A 15407-nucleotide genomic window follows, 5' to 3' on the forward strand; every position below is an offset into this window, starting at 1 on the left:
CGCACCACTTGGAGGGCGCACCGTGCACCGCCGGCACAACGGGCTCAGGACAGCGATCCTCCTAGGGGGACTGTCCGCACTCATCATCGTCATCGGCAGCTTCTTCGGCCGCATGGGGCTCGTCATCGCCGTCCTGGTAGCGCTGGCCACCAACGCGTACGCGTACTGGAACAGCGACAAACTGGCACTGCGTGCGATGCGCGCCCGACCGGTGAGCGAGTTCGAGGCCCCGGCGCTCTACCGCATGGTCCGCGAGCTCTCCACCCAGGCCCGCCAGCCCATGCCGCGCCTGTACATCTCCCCGACGGAGGCACCCAACGCCTTCGCCACGGGCCGCAACCCACGCAACGCCGCAGTGTGCTGCACCGACGGCATCCTTCGGCTGCTGGACGAGCGCGAGCTGCGCGGCGTCATCGGCCACGAACTCAGCCACGTCTACAACCGCGACATCCTCATCTCGTCGGTCGCCGGCGCCCTCGCCTCCGTCATCATGTTCCTGGTCAACTTCGCCTGGCTGATCCCCATCGGACGGTCGGACGACGACGACGGCCCCGGTCTGCTCGGCATGCTGCTGATCATGATCCTGGGCCCGCTCGCCGCCTCGGTCATCCAACTGGCCATCAGCCGATCCCGGGAGTACCAGGCGGACGCCTCCGGTGCCCAGCTCACCGGCGACCCGCTCGCCCTGGCCAGCGCCCTGCGCAAGCTCGAACTCGGCACGAAGCAGCTCCCGCTGCCGCCCGAGCCGCGCATCGAGACCGCCAGCCACATGATGATCGCGAACCCGTTCCGGCCCGGCCAGGGCCTCTCGAAGATGTTCTCCACACACCCGCCGATGGCGGAACGCATTGCCCGGCTCGAGAAGATGGCAGGTGGGAACCAGTGAGGACCATTCTCAACGTCATATGGCTCGTCCTGAGCGGCTTCTGGCTGTTCCTCGCCTACATGCTCGCGGGCCTGCTCCTCTGCATCACGATCATCGGCATCCCGTTCGGCGTCGCGGCCTTCCGTATCGGCGTCTACGCCCTGTGGCCCTTCGGGTACACGACGATCGAGCGCCATGACGCGGGCGCGCCGTCCTGTGTGGGCAACGTGCTGTGGCTGGTGCTCGCGGGCTGGTGGCTCGCCCTCGGCCATATCGCCACCGGCATCGCTCTGTGCGTCACGATCATCGGCATCCCGCTGGGCATCGCCAACTTCAAGCTCATCCCGGTCTCGTTGCTCCCGCTCGGCCGTGACATCGTGCGGACGGACGAGCCGTTCGCGGTGCGCTGACGGAGGGGCCGGCTCCTCCGTTTTCCACAGGCCAGGGGTTGTCCACAGGCCCGCCCTGCTGTCAGTGGCGGCCCGCATGATGAACCCATGACCGCGATCGAGCAGTTGCCGACCCGAGTGATGACCGAGACCCACAACACCCGCGTGAGGGCCGTTCCTTCGCGCCCCGAGCCCAGGGGCCCCGAAAGACCCGGGCCGAGAGGCTCCTGAAGGCCCGGGCTGTAGCGGAGGTCCGCCGCCCTACCCCCTCCCTGCCCCGGCCTTCCTCCACCGCCGCACCGCGTACGCAACCACCCCCACCACCAGCACCCCCGCGCCCACGGCCACCGACACCCCGGGCAGCGAGAACGCCAGCACCACGCACCCGGCCAGCCCCACCACCGGCACCACCCGCGCCGCCGGCGCCGAAGACAGCGTCCAGGCCGAGGCGTTGGCCACGGCGTAATACGCCAGCACACCGAAGGAGGAGAACCCGATAGCGCCCCGGACGTCCACCGTGGCGGCCAGGACCACGACCACCGCACCCACGGCCAGCTCCGCCCGGTGCGGCACCTGGAACCGCGGATGCACGGCGGCCAGCGCCCCCGGCAGATGCCGGTCCCGGGCCATGGCCAGCGTCGTCCGCGACACCCCCAGGATCAGCGCGAGCAGCGAGCCCATCGCGGCCACGGCCGCACCGATCCGCACGACCGGCACGAGCCAGGGCGCCCCGGCCGCCCGCACCGCGTCGGCCAGCGGCGCCGTGGCGTCCCCGAGACCGCCCGGCCCGAGGACCGAAAGGACAGCCACCGCCACACCGGCGTACACCACCAGCGTGATGCCCAGCGCCAGCGGGATCGCCCGCGGAATGGTGCGCGCCGGATCCCGCACCTCCTCGCCGAGGGTCGCGATCCGGGCGTACCCGGCGAAGGCGAAGAACAGCAGACCGGACGCCTGCAGCACCCCGTCCGCCCCGCCCGAGGCCCCGATGTCCAGCCGCCCGGCATCGGCCTCACCGGACGCAAGGCACACAACCACCACGAAAGCGAGGACAGCCAGGACCAGAGCCACGATGACCCGCGTCAGCCACGCGGACTTCTGAACACCGCCGTAGTTCACCGCGGTCAGCGCCACCACGGCCGCGACCGCCACCGCGTGCGCCTGCTCCGGCCAGACGTACGTGCCCACGGTGAGCGCCATCGCCGCACAAGAGGCCGTCTTCCCAACCACGAACGACCAGCCCGCGAGATACCCCCAGAACTCCCCGAGCCGCTCCCGCCCGTACACATACGTGCCGCCCGAGGCCGGATACAGGGCGGCGAGGCGGGCCGACGACATGGCGTTGCAGTACGCGACCACAGCGGCGACGGCGAGCCCGAGGAGCAGTCCGGATCCGGCCGCGTGCGCGGCCGGCCCGAGGGCGGCGAAGATCCCGGCTCCCACCATCGAGCCGAGTCCGATGACGACGGCGTCACCCAGGCCGAGGGTGCGGCGCAGTCCGGGAGCGGGGGCTGTCATGCCTCGCACCCTACTGATCAGTGCAACCAGCGGGTGCGGCCAGGACGTCCTCCCCACCAAGACGGCGTGAACGTGCGCGGCAAGGAGGCCGCGCGCCGGACGCCCGACGTACGACGCACGGGCCCGGTCTGGCCGAAAGCAAGATCACATGGCCGGGACAGTGCGGGCACAATGTGAAAGGGCAGGTTCACGGCATGACCATCATCAGCTGGATCATCCTGGGACTGTTGGCCGGAGCCATCGCGAAGTTCCTGCTGCCGGGGCGTGACCCGGGCGGCCTCATCGGCACGACCCTGATCGGCATCGCGGGCGCGTTCATCGGCGGCTGGATATCGGCCCGCTGGATGGACCACCCGATCACCAAGGGCTTCTACGACGGTGCGACCTGGGCAGCGGCGATCGGTGGATCGCTCGTGCTGCTGATCGCCTACCGCCTCCTGTTCGGCAACTCGCGCGACTGACCGCGCCCCAGCGATGACAGCCGGCAGACGCGAAGGGTGGGCACCCGTGGTGCCCACCCTTCCTCGTATCCGTGCGGGCGGGAGCCCGGGGGACCGGACCTACCGGTAGTTCACGAACTGCATCGCGAAGTCGAAGTCCTTGCCCTTCAGCAGGGTGATGACGGCCTGCAGATCGTCACGGCTCTTGGAGCTGACCCGCAGCTCCTCGCCCTGCACCTGCGCCTTCACGCCCTTGGGGCCCTCGTCGCGGATGGTCTTCGCCACCTTCTTGGCGTTCTCCTGGGAGATGCCCTCCTTGATCGACGAGAAGATCTTGTACTCCTTGCCGGAGAGCTGGGGCTCGCCCGCGTCCAGAGCCTTCAGCGAGATGCCCCGCTTGATCAGCTTGGACTGGAAGACGTCGAGGATGGCCTTCACCCGGTCCTCGGAGTTCGCTTCCATGAGGATCTGCTCACCGGACCACGAGATCGAGGCACCCACGCCCTTGAAGTCGTAGCGCTGCGAGATCTCCTTGGCGGCCTGGTTGAGTGCGTTGTCGACCTCCTGCCGCTCGACCTTCGAGACGATGTCGAAACTGGAGTCGGCCATGTCCTGTGGCTCCTTGTATCGGGGTGCGTATCGTGCGTACCGGCGTATGCGGGCGGTCGCAGGGCCCGTTCAGGTCCCGGGCCGCATCCGGACAAGCCTAGCCACCCCCGGCCCGCCGAGCGCCGATCAATCGGGTGGCGAAGCACCCCTCCCCATCGGGTATTGTTTACGTCGTTGCCACGGAGCGCCGCGGAAGAGCGGCTCGACGGGCAGCAACCCCGGCGGTGTGCCCGAGCGGCCAAAGGGAGCAGACTGTAAATCTGCCGGCTCAGCCTTCCCAGGTTCGAATCCTGGCGCCGCCACACTGGGGAAGACCCCCTCTCAACTGCGGAAACGCAGTTGAGAGGGGGTTTCTCGTTTCTCGAACCCTGCTGGACCCTGCGGCAGGCGGAGTGAGGTGTCTCACTCACCGACGCGGCCTCCGACGTACGCCAGCGCACCAGCCGGCCGGAGGCCCCCGCTATGGCCGGGGTGCAGGCGGGGTCGCGTCGCCTCAGTGCATGCCGGGGCACCTCATCGGCCGGCAACCCTGAGCGACCTGGAATCCCCACGGGAGGAGAAGTAGATCTTCCGAACCTCCCGTGAAATACGTCGTTCCCCCGAACGCACGGCTGGGCGCAACAGCGGACGTGGATATCGCTACGGTGTTCAGTGCGATGCACGGATCGCAGAACGCAGAACGCAGAACGCGGAACGCAGAACGCGGAGAAAAGAAGAGGGAGAAGGTGACCGGGATGCGCAGGCCGCGCTCGCCCTGGGAGCCACTCTTTCGCCTGGGTCGGGCCGCCCGTGCCGATGCCGCCGCCGTATGAGGAGGCGCACTCGTGGCCCCTGGGGCTCCCTGGCCGGTCCAACCCCGGGACAGCGGCACCCACACCCGCCCGGGCCAGGTCCACGACGATGTGGCGGCCGAGGCCGTCGACGCCGTCAACCGGCAGCGCGCCCGGGCCGATTGCAAGCCCGTGCGGCTGAAGGCCTCCCTCAACCGTGCCGCCCAGAGGCACGGCGCCGACATGGCCCGCGGGCAGCGCCTCACCCACACCGGCACCGACGGCAGCAGCCCGGCCGCCCGGATGCGGGACGGCGGCTACCACCCCGGTCACATCGCCGAGAACATCGCCGCCGGCCCCGGCACGCCCGAGTCCGCCGTCCGTACCTGGATCGACAGCCCCGAGCACCGGGCCATCATCCTGACCTGCCGTTACATCCACGCGGGGGTCGGCGTCGCGAAGGGCGACGGAGGACCTTGGTGGACGCTGGACCTGGCCACGGGCTACTGAGCCGGTGCTGCCCCTTTTCCTCGGCACACCGCGTGCCGCTGCCGTCGATTCATTCCGCAAAGAAGTCGATCCATTCCCCAAGGAAGAGGGAGAGGCGGAAGCGGCAAAAGGAAAGGCAAGGAGTCACCCGCTCCTTGCCACTTTCAACATATAGCGCATGGGGGGCCTTGCGGCAAGACCCCCGTGGTGCCGCAGAATCTTCGTCCTGGAGCCAGAAACAGGCGAAAATTGGGGTCTGCCTTGATTGATGTGATCATTGCCGGCGGTGGCCCGACCGGAATGATGCTGGCCGGCGAGTTGCGGCTGCACGGCGTGCAGGTGCTCGTGCTGGAGAAGGAGGCGGAGCCGACCCCGTATGTTCGCGCGCTCGGCCTCCACGTGCGCAGTATCGAGGTGCTCGACCAGCGCGGTCTGCTGGAGCGTTTCCTCGCGGAGGGCAGGACGCACCCGGTCGGCGGCTTCTTCGCCGGCATCACCAAGTCGTCACCTGCACGGCTGGACACCGCACATGGGTACGTCCTCGGCATCCCGCAGCCCATCACCGACCGCCTGCTGACCGGGCACGCCGCCGAGCTCGGCACCGAGATCCGGCGCGGCTGCGAACTGGCCGGGCTGAGCCAGGACGGCGACGGCGTGACCGCCGAGCTGGCCGACGGCACGCGGCTGCGCTCCCGCTACCTTGTCGGGTGCGACGGCGGCCGCAGCACGGTGCGCAAGCTACTCGGCGTCGGTTTCCCCGGCGAGCCCTCCAGGGTCGAGACGCTGCTGGGCGAGATGGAGGTGGCCGCGCCGCCGGAGGAGTTGGCGGCCGTGATGGCCGAAGTCCGCAAGACCCACTTCCGGTTCGGCGCCATGCCGCTGGAACACGGGGTGCACCGCGTCATCGTGCCCGCCGGGGGAGTGGCCGAGGACCGCACGGTTCCGCCGACGTTCGAGGAGTTCAAGCAACAGCTGCGGGAGGTCGCCGGCACCGACTTCGGCGTGCACGCGCCGCGCTGGCTCTCCCGCTTCGGCGACGCCACCCGGCAGGCCGAGCGCTACCGCGTCGACCGGGTCCTGCTGGCCGGCGACGCCGCGCACATCCACCCGCCGACCGGCGGTCAGGGACTCAATCTCGGCATCCAGGACGCGTTCAACCTCGGCTGGAAGCTGGCCGCCGAACTGCGCGGCTGGGCGCCGGAGGGGCTGCTGGACAGCTACCACACCGAACGCCACCCGGCAGCGGCAGCCGTGTTGGACAACACCCGTGCGCAGATGCAGCTGCTGGCTCCCGAGCCGGGGCCGCAGGCCGTGCGCCGGCTGTTGGCGGAGCTGATGGACTTCGAGGAGGTGAACCGGTACCTGATCGAGAAGATCACCGCGATCGCCGTCCGCTACGACTTCGGCGAGGGCCACGAACTGCTCGGACGGCGGCTGCGAGACGTGCAGTTGAAGCGGGGCCGCCTCTACGAGCAGATGCGCGGCGGCCGCGGACTGCTGCTCGACCAGACCGGCGGTCGGCTGTCGGTGGCGGGCTGGTCGGACCGGGTCGACCACGTCGTCGACGTCAGCGAGGAACTCGACGTGCCCGCGGTGCTGCTGCGACCGGACGGCCACGTGGCCTGGACCGGCGAGGACCAGCAGGAACTGCTCGACCGGCTGCCGAGGTGGTTCGGAGCGGCAGCCGGCTGAGAGGGCTGGATGCCCGGTGGGGGTGGGCTGGAGCGCGCCCTGCATGCCCCGACCCCGCCCGACCCGCTCTGGACTGACCGGCCCCGCCCTATTCGCCGGCGTGGGCGAGTTCGATGCCGTGGTCGTCCACGCCGGTGCCCGGGACCGTCAGCGGCGTCGCCCGGGGCGGGTAGCCGGTCGCGATGACCGTGTACGTGCCGGTGTCCAGGTCGGAGAAGGCGTACGCCCCGTCGAGGCCGGTCCGCGTCGTGGTGACCACGTTGCCTGCCGCGTCCACCAGCGTCACCCGCGCGTCGCCCAGCGGTGCGCCCCCGCCGCACACCGTGCCGCGCACCTGAGCGCCGGGGCGCAGTTCGAGTTCGACCCGGGTGGTCCCGGCCCCGCCGATCTCGACGGCCTGGGCCAGCGGCCGGTGCTTGGGGGAGTCGACCGCGAGGGGCACCGGCCCCGGCACCAGGTCGGTGACCGTGAACTCGCCCAGTACGTCCGTCCGTCCGGTGGCCTCCCCCGTGGCGCTCCTCCCCGGGTGCGCCGATGCCCCCGGGCATCCGCGACGGCATCCAGGGCGTTGATCTCGTTCGGCGGGAAGCAGCTCGGGCGGTCGGTCTCCCGGGGTGACGGGACGTACGGCGTGGACGCTCCGAGCGCCGGACCGTACGTCCTGATCGCCGCGTCCGAGGGCTACCAGCCGCAGGCCTCCACGATCGTCGTGGCCGGTGAGCCGGTGGCGTACGACGTCTGCTGAGCGGCACCGGCTGCCTCGCCGGTGTGGTGCGCTCCGCGGACGGCGGGACGCCCGTCGCCGAGGCCGTGGTCGTCGTGACGGACGTACGCGGGGAGGTGCCGGAGCGCCAGGGGGGAAGAGCGCCCCGGGGGAGAGAGACGCGCCCAAGGGCGTCGCATGGCCGACCCGCCTGCGCGGCACACTGACCCCATGTCCTCCCGCCGCAGAGTCTGCCCCGAGTGCCGCCGCGAGATCGCCGTCGTCGCCGGGCGGTACGCGCGCCACGACCCGCCCGGCGCCCGCGAGCACGGCGAACTCACCTCGTGCCCGGGCTCCCGCCGCCAGGCCCGCCCCGGCCCGGAGCAACCGTCCCTGGACGGCTACATGGTTCCGGACTTCCCGGGCCAACTGCCCTTGTTCTAGGCGCCCCGACGGCTGTCCGCGCCGAGGCCGGCCGCGAACCTCAGTTCCCCGCCACCGACCTCACCGCCACCGACACCGGTGTCGGCCCGCTGATCAGCTCCAGGGTGAGCCCGGCCGTTGCGGGGGTGTCCACCAGCTCCGCCAGCACGGCGGCCACGTCGTCGCGCGGGATCGGGCCGCGGCCCGTGTGCGCCTCCAGGCGTACCAGACCGGTACTGGCGTCGTTGGTGAGCCGGCCAGGGCGCAGGATCGTCCAGTCCAGGCCGTCCAGCCCGCGCACGTACGCGTCCGCCTCGCCCTTGGCGCGCAGGTACACGTCGAAGATCTCGTCGCCCTGGTGGCGCGGGTCGGCGCCCATGGACGACACGATCACGAAGCGCCGTACGCCCGCCTTCACCGCCGCGTCCGCGAAGAGGACCGCTGCGGCCTTGTCGACCGTGTCCTTGCGGGCCGCGCCGCTGCCCGGGCCCGCACCCGCCGCGAAGACCGCGGCGTCGGCACCCCTGAGCCGCTCCGCGACCTCGTCCACGGACGCCGACTCCAGGTCGAGCACGACCGGTTCGGCACCGGCCTGCCGCAGATCGTCGGCCTGCTCGGGCTTGCGGATGAGCCCGGCTGCCTCATCCCCGCGCGCGGCGAGCAGCCGCTCCAGCCGCAACGCGATCTGACCATGACCACCAGCGATGACAATGCGCATGTCTTCGACCGTACGCCTGGACGGCACCGTCCGCCGCACGACTTCGGCCACACCCCGCCGCGGGCCCTACGGCACTTCGCCGCGCCCCTGCCGCGGCAGCCCCAGCTCCACCGAGGCCGCCGAACCGCAGTACTCCCGCACCGCGCTGGTCCGCGCCACCACTCGCCCCTGATGCACGACGATCCGGCTGTACGCCAGGGACAGCACCCTCGCGAGCCGGTCCCCGCGCACCGCGAGCAGCTCGGCCGGGAAGCCCGCCTCCACCCGCACCTCAGGCAGCCCCAGCACCGCTCGTGCCGAGGAGCTGACGGCGTCGTACGCCTCCTCGGGCGGCAGCCCGTAGCGCGAGGCCAGCAGGAAGGCCGCCTCCAGCGGATCGCCGCGCCCCACAGGGTTCGACACGTCCCGCACCGCCCCGCTCCCGGCGGCCACCCGCACCCCGGCCGTGCGCAGCAGCCGTACCGGAGCCGCACCGCGCCGGTCGACGCCGCAACAGCCGCCCTGCGGCAGGCACACCACCGCCACCCCGGCCGCCGCGAGTTGGTCGGCCGTCCGCGAGGCCACCTCGGAGGGCAGCCGGGCGAGGTCGCCGCACGGGCTGAGGGTCACCCCGGGGCGCAGTCCGCCGGCCATCGCCGCGAGCCGGGCCAGGCGGGCCGGGTCGCCGGCGTCCGTGTGCAGGTCGACGGGGCAGCCGTGTTCGGAGGCCATCTCCAGGACCGCCTCCACGTACCCCGCCGGATCCGGGTCGAGGTCCGGCCGGCCGCCCACCACCGAGGCGCCCATCTTCACGGCGTCCCGCAGCATCGCCAGGCCGTCCGCGCCGGCCACCCCGGTCAGCACCCGGGGCATCGCCACCGTCGTCAGCTCCGCCAACCCGCGCAGCGCCCGCCGAGCCTGCAGCACGGCCGCCAGCGCGCTCAGCCCCTGGACGTCCCCCACGCGCACGTGCGCCCGCATCGCCGTCGCCCCGTGCCCGAGCTGGAGCAGCGCGGCCTCCGTCGCCCGCCGCAGCACGTCCTGCGGCTCGTGCGAGACCGGCCCTTCGGTGTCGGCCGACAGGGCCGTGTCGGCGTGGGCGTGCGGCTCGGCCGGGGCCGGCAGCAGCAGATAGCCGGTGAGGTCCACGCGAGGCCCGCACGCGCGCGTGCCGCCCGCCCCCAGGCTGCCGGCCGTGCCGACCGCCTCGATGCGCCCGCCGCCCAGCCGTACGTCCACGGTCCGGCCGTCGGTGAGCCGCGCCCCGCAGAGCAGCAGCGACGACGGGTCGGCCGGACCCGGCGAGGACGACGGGGGCGGTGGTGGCTGCGGCCGGCTGTCGGGCATCGCACTCCAGGGGCTCGGGCTGCGCGCGGAGGACGCATGATCACGCAGAGTGAGACGAGCCTAGGACGGCCTACCGCCCGTGGCGGGGAGGAGCGCAATAGTCGTACCGGCGTGGTCCGCCATGGCACGGGAGGCACTCACGAGGCGGCCGGGAGGACGGTCCGGGCGCCCGTGGTGGGTGCCTCGAAACGGATTTGGGTGAACGGCGGCGGAGCGTGTAATGTCTTCATCGCTCGCCCCAATAGCTCAGTCGGCAGAGCGTCTCCATGGTAAGGAGAAGGTCAACGGTTCGATTCCGTTTTGGGGCTCTGGTGTGACTGGTTCCGTCGCGAGGCGGGGCCGGACCACATCAAAGCGGTGTAGCTCAGTCGGTAGAGCAAGCGGCTCATAATCGCTGTGTCACCGGTTCAAGTCCGGTCACCGCTACTCTCAGTAGCCGATTGCGGGGTCGGTCCTTCGATCGGCTACTCTTCTTGCGTTAAATGGTCCATCCGTTCGTCTTAGGAGCACTCACGTGGCTGCCACCGACGTCCGCCCGAAGATCACGCTGGCCTGCGTGGAGTGCAAGGAGCGGAACTACATCACCAAGAAGAACCGGCGTAACAACCCGGATCGTCTTGAGATGAAGAAGCACTGCCCGCGTTGCAATGCGCACACCGCGCACCGCGAAACGCGATAAAAACAGGCTCGTACACGAGGCCGTTCCCGAGTGATCGGGGGCGGCCTCGCGTCGTTGAGGGACCCGTACCGGTCAGTAGAGCTACCAGGAGGTACCGAGCCATGGCGCTCGACCAGTCCTTCGTGGGGCGGACGTACCCGCCCACCGCGCCCTACGAGGTGGGCCGGGAGAAGATCCGTGAGTTCGCCGAGGCGGTCGGGGACGCCAACCCGGTGTACACGGACGCGGAGGCCGCCAAGGCACTCGGTCACCCCGATGTGATCGCCCCGCCGACCTTCGTCTTCGCGATCACCTTCAAGGCCGCCGGCCAGGTCGTCCAGGACCCCCAGCTCGGCCTGGACTACAGCCGCGTGGTGCACGGCGACCAGAAGTTCGCCTACCGCCGCCCGGTCCGCGCCGGTGACCGGCTCACGGTCACCTCGACCATCGAGGCCGTCAAGTCCCTCGCGGGCAACGACATCGTGGACATCCGTGGCGAGGTCCACGACGAGGCCGGCGAGCACGTCGTGACCGCCTGGACCAAGCTCGTGGCCCGCGCGGCCGAGGAGGCGTGAGCGACCCCATGACCGCGAAGATCTCCTACTCCGACGTCGAGGTCGGCACCGAACTGCCCGCGCAGACCTTCCCCGTGACCCGTGACACCCTCGTCCGGTACGCGGGTGCCTCCGGCGACTTCAACCCGATCCACTGGAACGAGAAGTTCGCCAAGGAGGTCGGCCTGCCGGACGTCATCGCGCACGGCATGTTCACCATGGCCGAAGCGATCCGCGTGGTCACCGACTGGGCCGGCGATCCGGGCGCGGTCGTCGAGTACGGCGTCCGCTTCACCAAGCCGGTCGTCGTCCCGAACGACGACCGGGGTGCTGTGATCGAGGTGGCCGGCAAGGTCGCCGCCAAGCTCGACGACAACACCGTCCGCGTGGATCTGACGGCGACCAGCGCCGGGCAGAAGGTGCTGGGCATGTCCCGGGCAGTTGTGCGCCTGGCCTGAGGCGGCCGCGACATGACGTAAGGGGCGCTCTCCATTGCGGGGCGCCCCTTACGTATGGCGCGGGCAGACCACCGCTTGACAGAGTTAGTGATTAAGCACTAACTTCACTTGCATGGTCAGGATGAGTGCGGAAGAACGGCGCGAGAGCGTCATCCGGGCGGCGACGACCGAGTTCGCCCGGGGCGGCTACCACGGCACCTCTACCGAGGCGATCGCCCGCCGGGTCGGCGTCTCGCAGCCGTACCTGTTCCGGCTCTTCCCGAGCAAGAAAGCGATCTTCCTGGCGGCGGCCGAGCGTTGCGTGGAGGACACCATCCGCACGTTCGCGGAGGCCTCCGAGGGGCTCCACGGCGAAGAGGCCCTGCATGCCATGGGCAACGCGTACACCAAGGTCATCGAAGAGCGGCCCGAGCGGCTCATGATGCAGATGCAGATGTACGTCGCTGTGAAGGCCGCCGAGGAGGAGGGCGACCACGAGTTCGGCGAGTCGGTGCGCACCGGCTGGATGCGGTTGTGGGACACCGTCCATCTGCCGCTCGGGGCCGACGCCGGCGAGACGACGACCTTCATGGCGTACGGGATGCTCATCAACTGCCTGACGGCCATGGGTTTCCCGCCCGAGCACCGCGTCTGGGAGGGGATGTACCCGTCGGCGAGGCTCAAGGGCCGGCTGGGGAGATGAGCGGGGAAGAGCGCACGAGTGCGCCTTCTCATGCCCGCGAAAGTTAGTAATCAATAACTAATCGATCACGGCAGACACTCCATGGGGGAGCGATGTCACAGCAGACCGCACGTCGCGGGGGAGCCGCCTGGGCCCTCGTCATCACCAGCGTCGCCGGATTCATGGCGGCTCTCGACAACCTCGTCGTCACCACCGCCCTGCCCTCCATCCGCGAGGACCTCGGGGGAGGACTGCACGACCTGGAATGGACCGTGAGCGCCTACACGCTCACCTTCGCCGTCCTGCTGATGTTCGGCGCGGCCCTCGGCGACCGCTTCGGCCGCCGCCGGCTCTTCATCGCGGGACTCACCGTCTTCACCGGTGCCTCCGCCGCGGCGGCCATGGCGCCCGGCATCGACTCCCTCATCGCCGCCCGAGCGGTCCAGGGCGCGGGGGCGGCGGTCATGATGCCGCTGACGCTCACCCTGCTGACCGCCGCCGTACCCGCCGCCAAGCGCGGCATGGCGTACGGCATCTGGGGCGCCGTCAACGGACTCGCCGTCGCCTCCGGGCCGCTGGTCGGCGGCACCCTCACCGAACACATCTCCTGGCAGTGGATCTTCTGGCTGAACGTCCCGCTCGGCCTGGCCCTACTGCCGCTCGCCCGGCTGCGCCTCGCCGAGTCCCACGGCACCGGAGCCCCGCTCGACCTCCCCGGCACCCTGCTCGCCAGCGGCGGCCTCTTCGGCATCGTCTACGGCCTGGTCCGCGGCCCCGCCGACAGCTGGACCGGTTCCCTCGTCCTGACGGGCCTGTTCGCGGGCTCCGCGCTGCTCGCCGGCTTCGTCCTCTACAGCACACGCGCCAAGAACCCCATGCTCCCGATGCGGCTGTTCCGCTCCCGGGCGTTCGCCGGCATCAACGCGGCGAGCCTGCTGATGTTCCTCGGCATGTTCGGCTCGATCTTCCTGCTCAGCCAGTACATGCAGGGCGTCCTCGGCTACTCGCCCACGGAGGCGGGCCTGCGGATGCTGCCCTGGACCGGAATGCCGATGCTGGTGGCCCCGATCGCCGGCATCCTGGCCGACCGCATCGGCGGCCGCCCGGTCGTCGCCGCGGGCCTTTTCCTCCAGGCCCTGGGCCTCGGCTACATGGCGGTGGTGGCCACGGCCGACGCCTCCTACACGGCCCAGCTGCCCGCCCTGATCGTCAGCGGCATCGGCATGGCGCTGTTCTTCGCTCCCGCCGCGCACCTGGTGATGTCCAGCGTGCGGCCGTCGGAGCAGGGCATCGCCTCCGGCGCCAACAACGCCCTGCGCGAGGTGGGCGGGGCGCTCGGCATCGCCGTCATGGCGTCGATCTTCGCGGCCCAGGGCGGCTACGAGACCGGCCAGACCTTCGTCGACGGCATGCGGCCCGCCCTGGTGACGGGCTCCGCGGTGGTCGCCCTCGCGGGCATCGCGGCCCTGCTGATACCGACCCGGCGGCGCACCGAGCCGGAGGCGGCCCCGGCCGAACCGGCACCGGTACTGGAGACGGCCGCCCACTGACCCCGAAGGCCCTCGACAAGGAGAAGCGGCATGCCCACCCTTCCCTGGACCGTCCCGAACACCCCGCCCCGCGACACCGAGGTGCACGTCTTCGCCTCCCGCTTCGAGACCCGCACCCTGTGGGGAGCCCTGAAGTTCCTCGCCGGGACGCCCGCCGTGTGGCGGCAGGTCCGCCGGAGCCCCGGCGCCTACGGAGCGACCCTGAAGGCGAAGCCTCTGAAAAGGACCTTCTGGACCCTGTCCGCCTGGGAGTCCAAGGACGCGCTCCACGCCTTCGTCCGCGCGGGTGCCCACGGCCCCGCCTCCCGGGGCCTCGCTCCGCAGATGAAGGACGCGACCTTCACCACATGGCAGGTGAGCAGCGAGGACCTCCCGCTCTCCTGGTCCGAGGCGCTCCGCCGGCTGCCCTGACGGACACCACGCGCGCGTGCGGCCCCGTTCCCGCGAACGGGGCCGCACGCACGCGTGCCCGACCCTGTCGGTACCGTCTCGTACTCTTGAGCCCGTGCAGGAACTCCACGACGCCCCCCTCGCCCCGCTGACGACCTTCCGGCTGGGCGGCCCCGCGACCCGGATGGTCACCGCGACGACGGACGACGAGGTGATCGCCGCCGTCCGCGAAGCCGACGAGGCGGGCACCCCGCTGCTGCTCATCGGCGGCGGCTCGAACCTGGTCATCGGCGACAAGGGCTTCGAGGGCACCGCTCTCGTCATCGCCACCAAGGGCTTCTCCCTCGACGGCACGACGCTGGAGCTGGCCGCCGGCGAGGTCTGGACCGACGCCGTCGCCCGCACGGTCGAGGCGGGCCTGGCCGGCGTCGAGTGCCTGGCCGGCATCCCCGGCTCGGCGGGCGCGACCCCCATCCAGAACGTCGGGGCGTACGGCCAGGAGGTCTCCTCCACGATCACCGAGGTCGTCGCCTACGACCGGACCACCGGCGAATCGGTCACCCTGGCCAACGAGGACTGCGCCTTCTCCTACCGCCACAGCCGCTTCAAGTCCGCCCCCGAGCGTTACGTGGTCCTGCGCGTCCGCTTCCGTCTGGAGGACGCCGACGGCCTCTCCGCCCCCCTCCGGTACGCGGAGACGGCCCGCGCCCTCGGTGTGGAACCGGGCGATCGCGTCCCGCTCGCGCAGGCCCGCGAGACGGTGCTCAAGCTGCGCGCGGGCAAGGGCATGGTTCTGGACCCCGAGGACCACGACACCTGGTCGGCCGGCTCCTTCTTCACCAACCCGATCCTCACGGACACGGACTTCGCGACGTTCCGCGCACGCGTGCGTGACCGGCTCGGCGACGGGGTGGAGCCCCCCGCGTTCCCGGCCGGAGAGGGCCGCACCAAGACCTCCGCGGCCTGGCTGATCGACAAGGCGGGCTTCACGAAGGGCTACGGCGAGGGTCCGGCCCGCATCTCCACGAAGCACACGCTGGCGCTCACGAACCGGGGGAGCGCGACAACCGAGGACCTCCTCGCGCTGGCCCGTGAGGTCGTGGCCGGAGTCCGCGAGGCCTTCGGGATCACCCTGGTCAACGAGCCGGTGACGGTCGGGGTCAGCCTGTAGGCACCGGGCCCCGGTGCTGGGGC

General features: G+C 71.1%; 17 protein-coding genes, 3 tRNA genes and 1 pseudogene. 16 read left to right on the forward strand and 5 right to left on the reverse strand.

Annotation, left to right across the window (positions count from 1 at the left end; translation table 11 throughout):
- The first annotated feature begins 22 nt into the window (after positions 1 to 22).
- On the forward strand, positions 23 to 886 hold the full coding sequence (gene htpX, locus G3I77_RS23600) for a zinc metalloprotease HtpX (RefSeq protein ID WP_248506899.1): 864 nt from the start codon (positions 23 to 25) through the stop codon (positions 884 to 886).
- Positions 883 to 1275, forward strand: coding sequence for a YccF domain-containing protein (locus tag G3I77_RS23605; protein ID WP_248506900.1), 393 nt, complete (start codon positions 883 to 885; stop codon positions 1273 to 1275). Before htpX ends, G3I77_RS23605 begins: the two co-directional genes overlap by 4 nt.
- A 240-nt stretch (positions 1276 to 1515) precedes the next feature.
- Here the strand turns inward: G3I77_RS23605 and G3I77_RS23610 are convergent, their stop codons facing one another.
- On the reverse strand, positions 1516 to 2772 hold the full coding sequence (locus tag G3I77_RS23610) for an APC family permease (RefSeq protein ID WP_248506901.1): 1257 nt from the start codon (positions 2770 to 2772) through the stop codon (positions 1516 to 1518).
- Between the two features lie 194 nt (positions 2773 to 2966).
- Between G3I77_RS23610 and G3I77_RS23615 the strand changes: the two genes are divergently transcribed.
- Positions 2967 to 3233, forward strand: a complete 267-nt coding sequence (locus tag G3I77_RS23615; protein WP_030839776.1) for a GlsB/YeaQ/YmgE family stress response membrane protein — start codon at positions 2967 to 2969, stop codon at positions 3231 to 3233.
- Between the two features lie 99 nt (positions 3234 to 3332).
- Here G3I77_RS23615 and G3I77_RS23620 read toward each other — a convergent pair whose 3' ends face one another.
- Positions 3333 to 3821: a YajQ family cyclic di-GMP-binding protein gene (locus tag G3I77_RS23620; protein ID WP_033309004.1), complete on the reverse strand. Its 489-nt coding sequence runs from the start codon at positions 3819 to 3821 to the stop codon at positions 3333 to 3335.
- A 220-nt stretch (positions 3822 to 4041) separates the two neighbouring features.
- Between G3I77_RS23620 and G3I77_RS23625 the strand changes: the two genes are divergently transcribed.
- The 3 genes from G3I77_RS23625 to rox all read left to right on the forward strand — a co-directional run bounded on the left by G3I77_RS23625 (position 4042) and on the right by rox (position 6772).
- A tRNA-Tyr gene (locus G3I77_RS23625) sits at positions 4042 to 4123 on the forward strand.
- A 522-nt stretch (positions 4124 to 4645) separates the two neighbouring features.
- Positions 4646 to 5101, forward strand: a complete 456-nt coding sequence (locus G3I77_RS23630; RefSeq protein ID WP_248506903.1) for a CAP domain-containing protein — start codon at positions 4646 to 4648, stop codon at positions 5099 to 5101.
- Positions 5102 to 5341: 240 nt separating this feature from the next.
- A complete protein-coding gene (gene rox / locus G3I77_RS23635; protein WP_248506905.1) occupies positions 5342 to 6772 on the forward strand; it encodes a rifampin monooxygenase in 1431 nt (476 codons plus the stop codon).
- Between the two features lie 88 nt (positions 6773 to 6860).
- Here the strand turns inward: rox and G3I77_RS23640 are convergent.
- Positions 6861 to 7274: pseudogene (locus G3I77_RS23640) on the reverse strand (collagen binding domain-containing protein); the annotation flags it as partial.
- Positions 7275 to 7706: 432 nt separating this feature from the next.
- Here G3I77_RS23640 and G3I77_RS23650 point away from each other — a divergent pair.
- Complete coding sequence (locus G3I77_RS23650) at positions 7707 to 7919, forward strand: hypothetical protein (RefSeq protein ID WP_248506907.1); 213 nt, start codon at positions 7707 to 7709, stop codon at positions 7917 to 7919.
- Between the two features lie 40 nt (positions 7920 to 7959).
- Here the strand turns inward: G3I77_RS23650 and G3I77_RS23655 are convergent, their stop codons facing one another.
- Both G3I77_RS23655 and G3I77_RS23660 read right to left on the reverse strand, forming a co-directional pair.
- A complete protein-coding gene (locus G3I77_RS23655; protein WP_248506909.1) occupies positions 7960 to 8616 on the reverse strand; it encodes an SDR family oxidoreductase in 657 nt (218 codons plus the stop codon).
- 66 nt (positions 8617 to 8682) lie between these two features.
- Positions 8683 to 9942: an amidohydrolase family protein gene (locus tag G3I77_RS23660; RefSeq protein ID WP_248506913.1), complete on the reverse strand. Its 1260-nt coding sequence runs from the start codon at positions 9940 to 9942 to the stop codon at positions 8683 to 8685.
- Between the two features lie 235 nt (positions 9943 to 10177).
- Between G3I77_RS23660 and G3I77_RS23665 the strand changes: the two genes are divergently transcribed.
- The 9 genes from G3I77_RS23665 (at position 10178) to G3I77_RS23705 (ending at position 15384) form a co-directional block, all read left to right on the forward strand.
- Positions 10178 to 10250 (forward strand) — tRNA-Thr (locus tag G3I77_RS23665).
- A gap of 45 nt (positions 10251 to 10295) precedes the next feature.
- Positions 10296 to 10368, forward strand: a tRNA-Met gene (locus G3I77_RS23670).
- An 88-nt stretch (positions 10369 to 10456) separates the two neighbouring features.
- Positions 10457 to 10621 carry a 50S ribosomal protein L33 gene (gene rpmG, locus G3I77_RS23675; protein WP_003948671.1) on the forward strand — a complete coding sequence of 55 codons (165 nt, stop codon included), beginning with the start codon at positions 10457 to 10459 and terminating at the stop codon, positions 10619 to 10621.
- Positions 10622 to 10722: 101 nt separating this feature from the next.
- Entirely contained in the window at positions 10723 to 11175 is a 453-nt protein-coding gene (locus G3I77_RS23680; RefSeq protein ID WP_248506915.1) for a MaoC family dehydratase N-terminal domain-containing protein, read from the forward strand.
- A gap of 8 nt (positions 11176 to 11183) precedes the next feature.
- Positions 11184 to 11612: a MaoC family dehydratase gene (locus G3I77_RS23685; protein ID WP_248507014.1), complete on the forward strand. Its 429-nt coding sequence runs from the start codon at positions 11184 to 11186 to the stop codon at positions 11610 to 11612.
- 112 nt (positions 11613 to 11724) lie between these two features.
- Positions 11725 to 12294, forward strand: coding sequence for a TetR/AcrR family transcriptional regulator (locus G3I77_RS23690; RefSeq protein WP_248506917.1), 570 nt, complete (start codon positions 11725 to 11727; stop codon positions 12292 to 12294).
- 92 nt (positions 12295 to 12386) lie between these two features.
- On the forward strand, positions 12387 to 13823 hold the full coding sequence (locus G3I77_RS23695) for an MFS transporter (protein ID WP_248506920.1): 1437 nt from the start codon (positions 12387 to 12389) through the stop codon (positions 13821 to 13823).
- Positions 13824 to 13853: 30 nt separating this feature from the next.
- Positions 13854 to 14234: a DUF3291 domain-containing protein gene (locus G3I77_RS23700; protein WP_248506922.1), complete on the forward strand. Its 381-nt coding sequence runs from the start codon at positions 13854 to 13856 to the stop codon at positions 14232 to 14234.
- A gap of 94 nt (positions 14235 to 14328) precedes the next feature.
- Positions 14329 to 15384 (forward strand): UDP-N-acetylmuramate dehydrogenase, encoded by a 1056-nt coding sequence (locus G3I77_RS23705; protein WP_248506925.1) that lies wholly within the window; start codon positions 14329 to 14331, stop codon positions 15382 to 15384.
- The last annotated feature ends 23 nt before the right edge of the window (positions 15385 to 15407 follow it).

Origin of the sequence: Streptomyces sp. D2-8, assembly GCF_023184515.1 — a bacterium.
GTDB lineage: Bacteria > Actinomycetota > Actinomycetes > Streptomycetales > Streptomycetaceae > Streptomyces.

Excerpts from the sequence above, each read along its gene's own strand:
- G3I77_RS23610 (WP_248506901.1), bottom strand. The coding sequence starts at position 2,772 with ATGACAGCCCCCGCTCCCGGACTGCGCCGCACCCTCGGCCTGGGTGAC.
- G3I77_RS23615 (WP_030839776.1), top strand. The coding sequence starts at position 2,967 with ATGACCATCATCAGCTGGATCATCCTGGGACTGTTGGCCGGAGCCATC.
- G3I77_RS23620 (WP_033309004.1), bottom strand. The coding sequence starts at position 3,821 with ATGGCCGACTCCAGTTTCGACATCGTCTCGAAGGTCGAGCGGCAGGAG.
- G3I77_RS23650 (WP_248506907.1), top strand. The coding sequence starts at position 7,707 with ATGTCCTCCCGCCGCAGAGTCTGCCCCGAGTGCCGCCGCGAGATCGCC.
- G3I77_RS23655 (WP_248506909.1), bottom strand. The coding sequence starts at position 8,616 with ATGCGCATTGTCATCGCTGGTGGTCATGGTCAGATCGCGTTGCGGCTG.
- G3I77_RS23660 (WP_248506913.1), bottom strand. The coding sequence starts at position 9,942 with ATGCCCGACAGCCGGCCGCAGCCACCACCGCCCCCGTCGTCCTCGCCG.
- G3I77_RS23680 (WP_248506915.1), top strand. The coding sequence starts at position 10,723 with ATGGCGCTCGACCAGTCCTTCGTGGGGCGGACGTACCCGCCCACCGCG.
- G3I77_RS23685 (WP_248507014.1), top strand. The coding sequence starts at position 11,184 with ATGACCGCGAAGATCTCCTACTCCGACGTCGAGGTCGGCACCGAACTG.
- G3I77_RS23690 (WP_248506917.1), top strand. The coding sequence starts at position 11,725 with ATGGTCAGGATGAGTGCGGAAGAACGGCGCGAGAGCGTCATCCGGGCG.
- G3I77_RS23695 (WP_248506920.1), top strand. The coding sequence starts at position 12,387 with ATGTCACAGCAGACCGCACGTCGCGGGGGAGCCGCCTGGGCCCTCGTC.
- G3I77_RS23700 (WP_248506922.1), top strand. The coding sequence starts at position 13,854 with ATGCCCACCCTTCCCTGGACCGTCCCGAACACCCCGCCCCGCGACACC.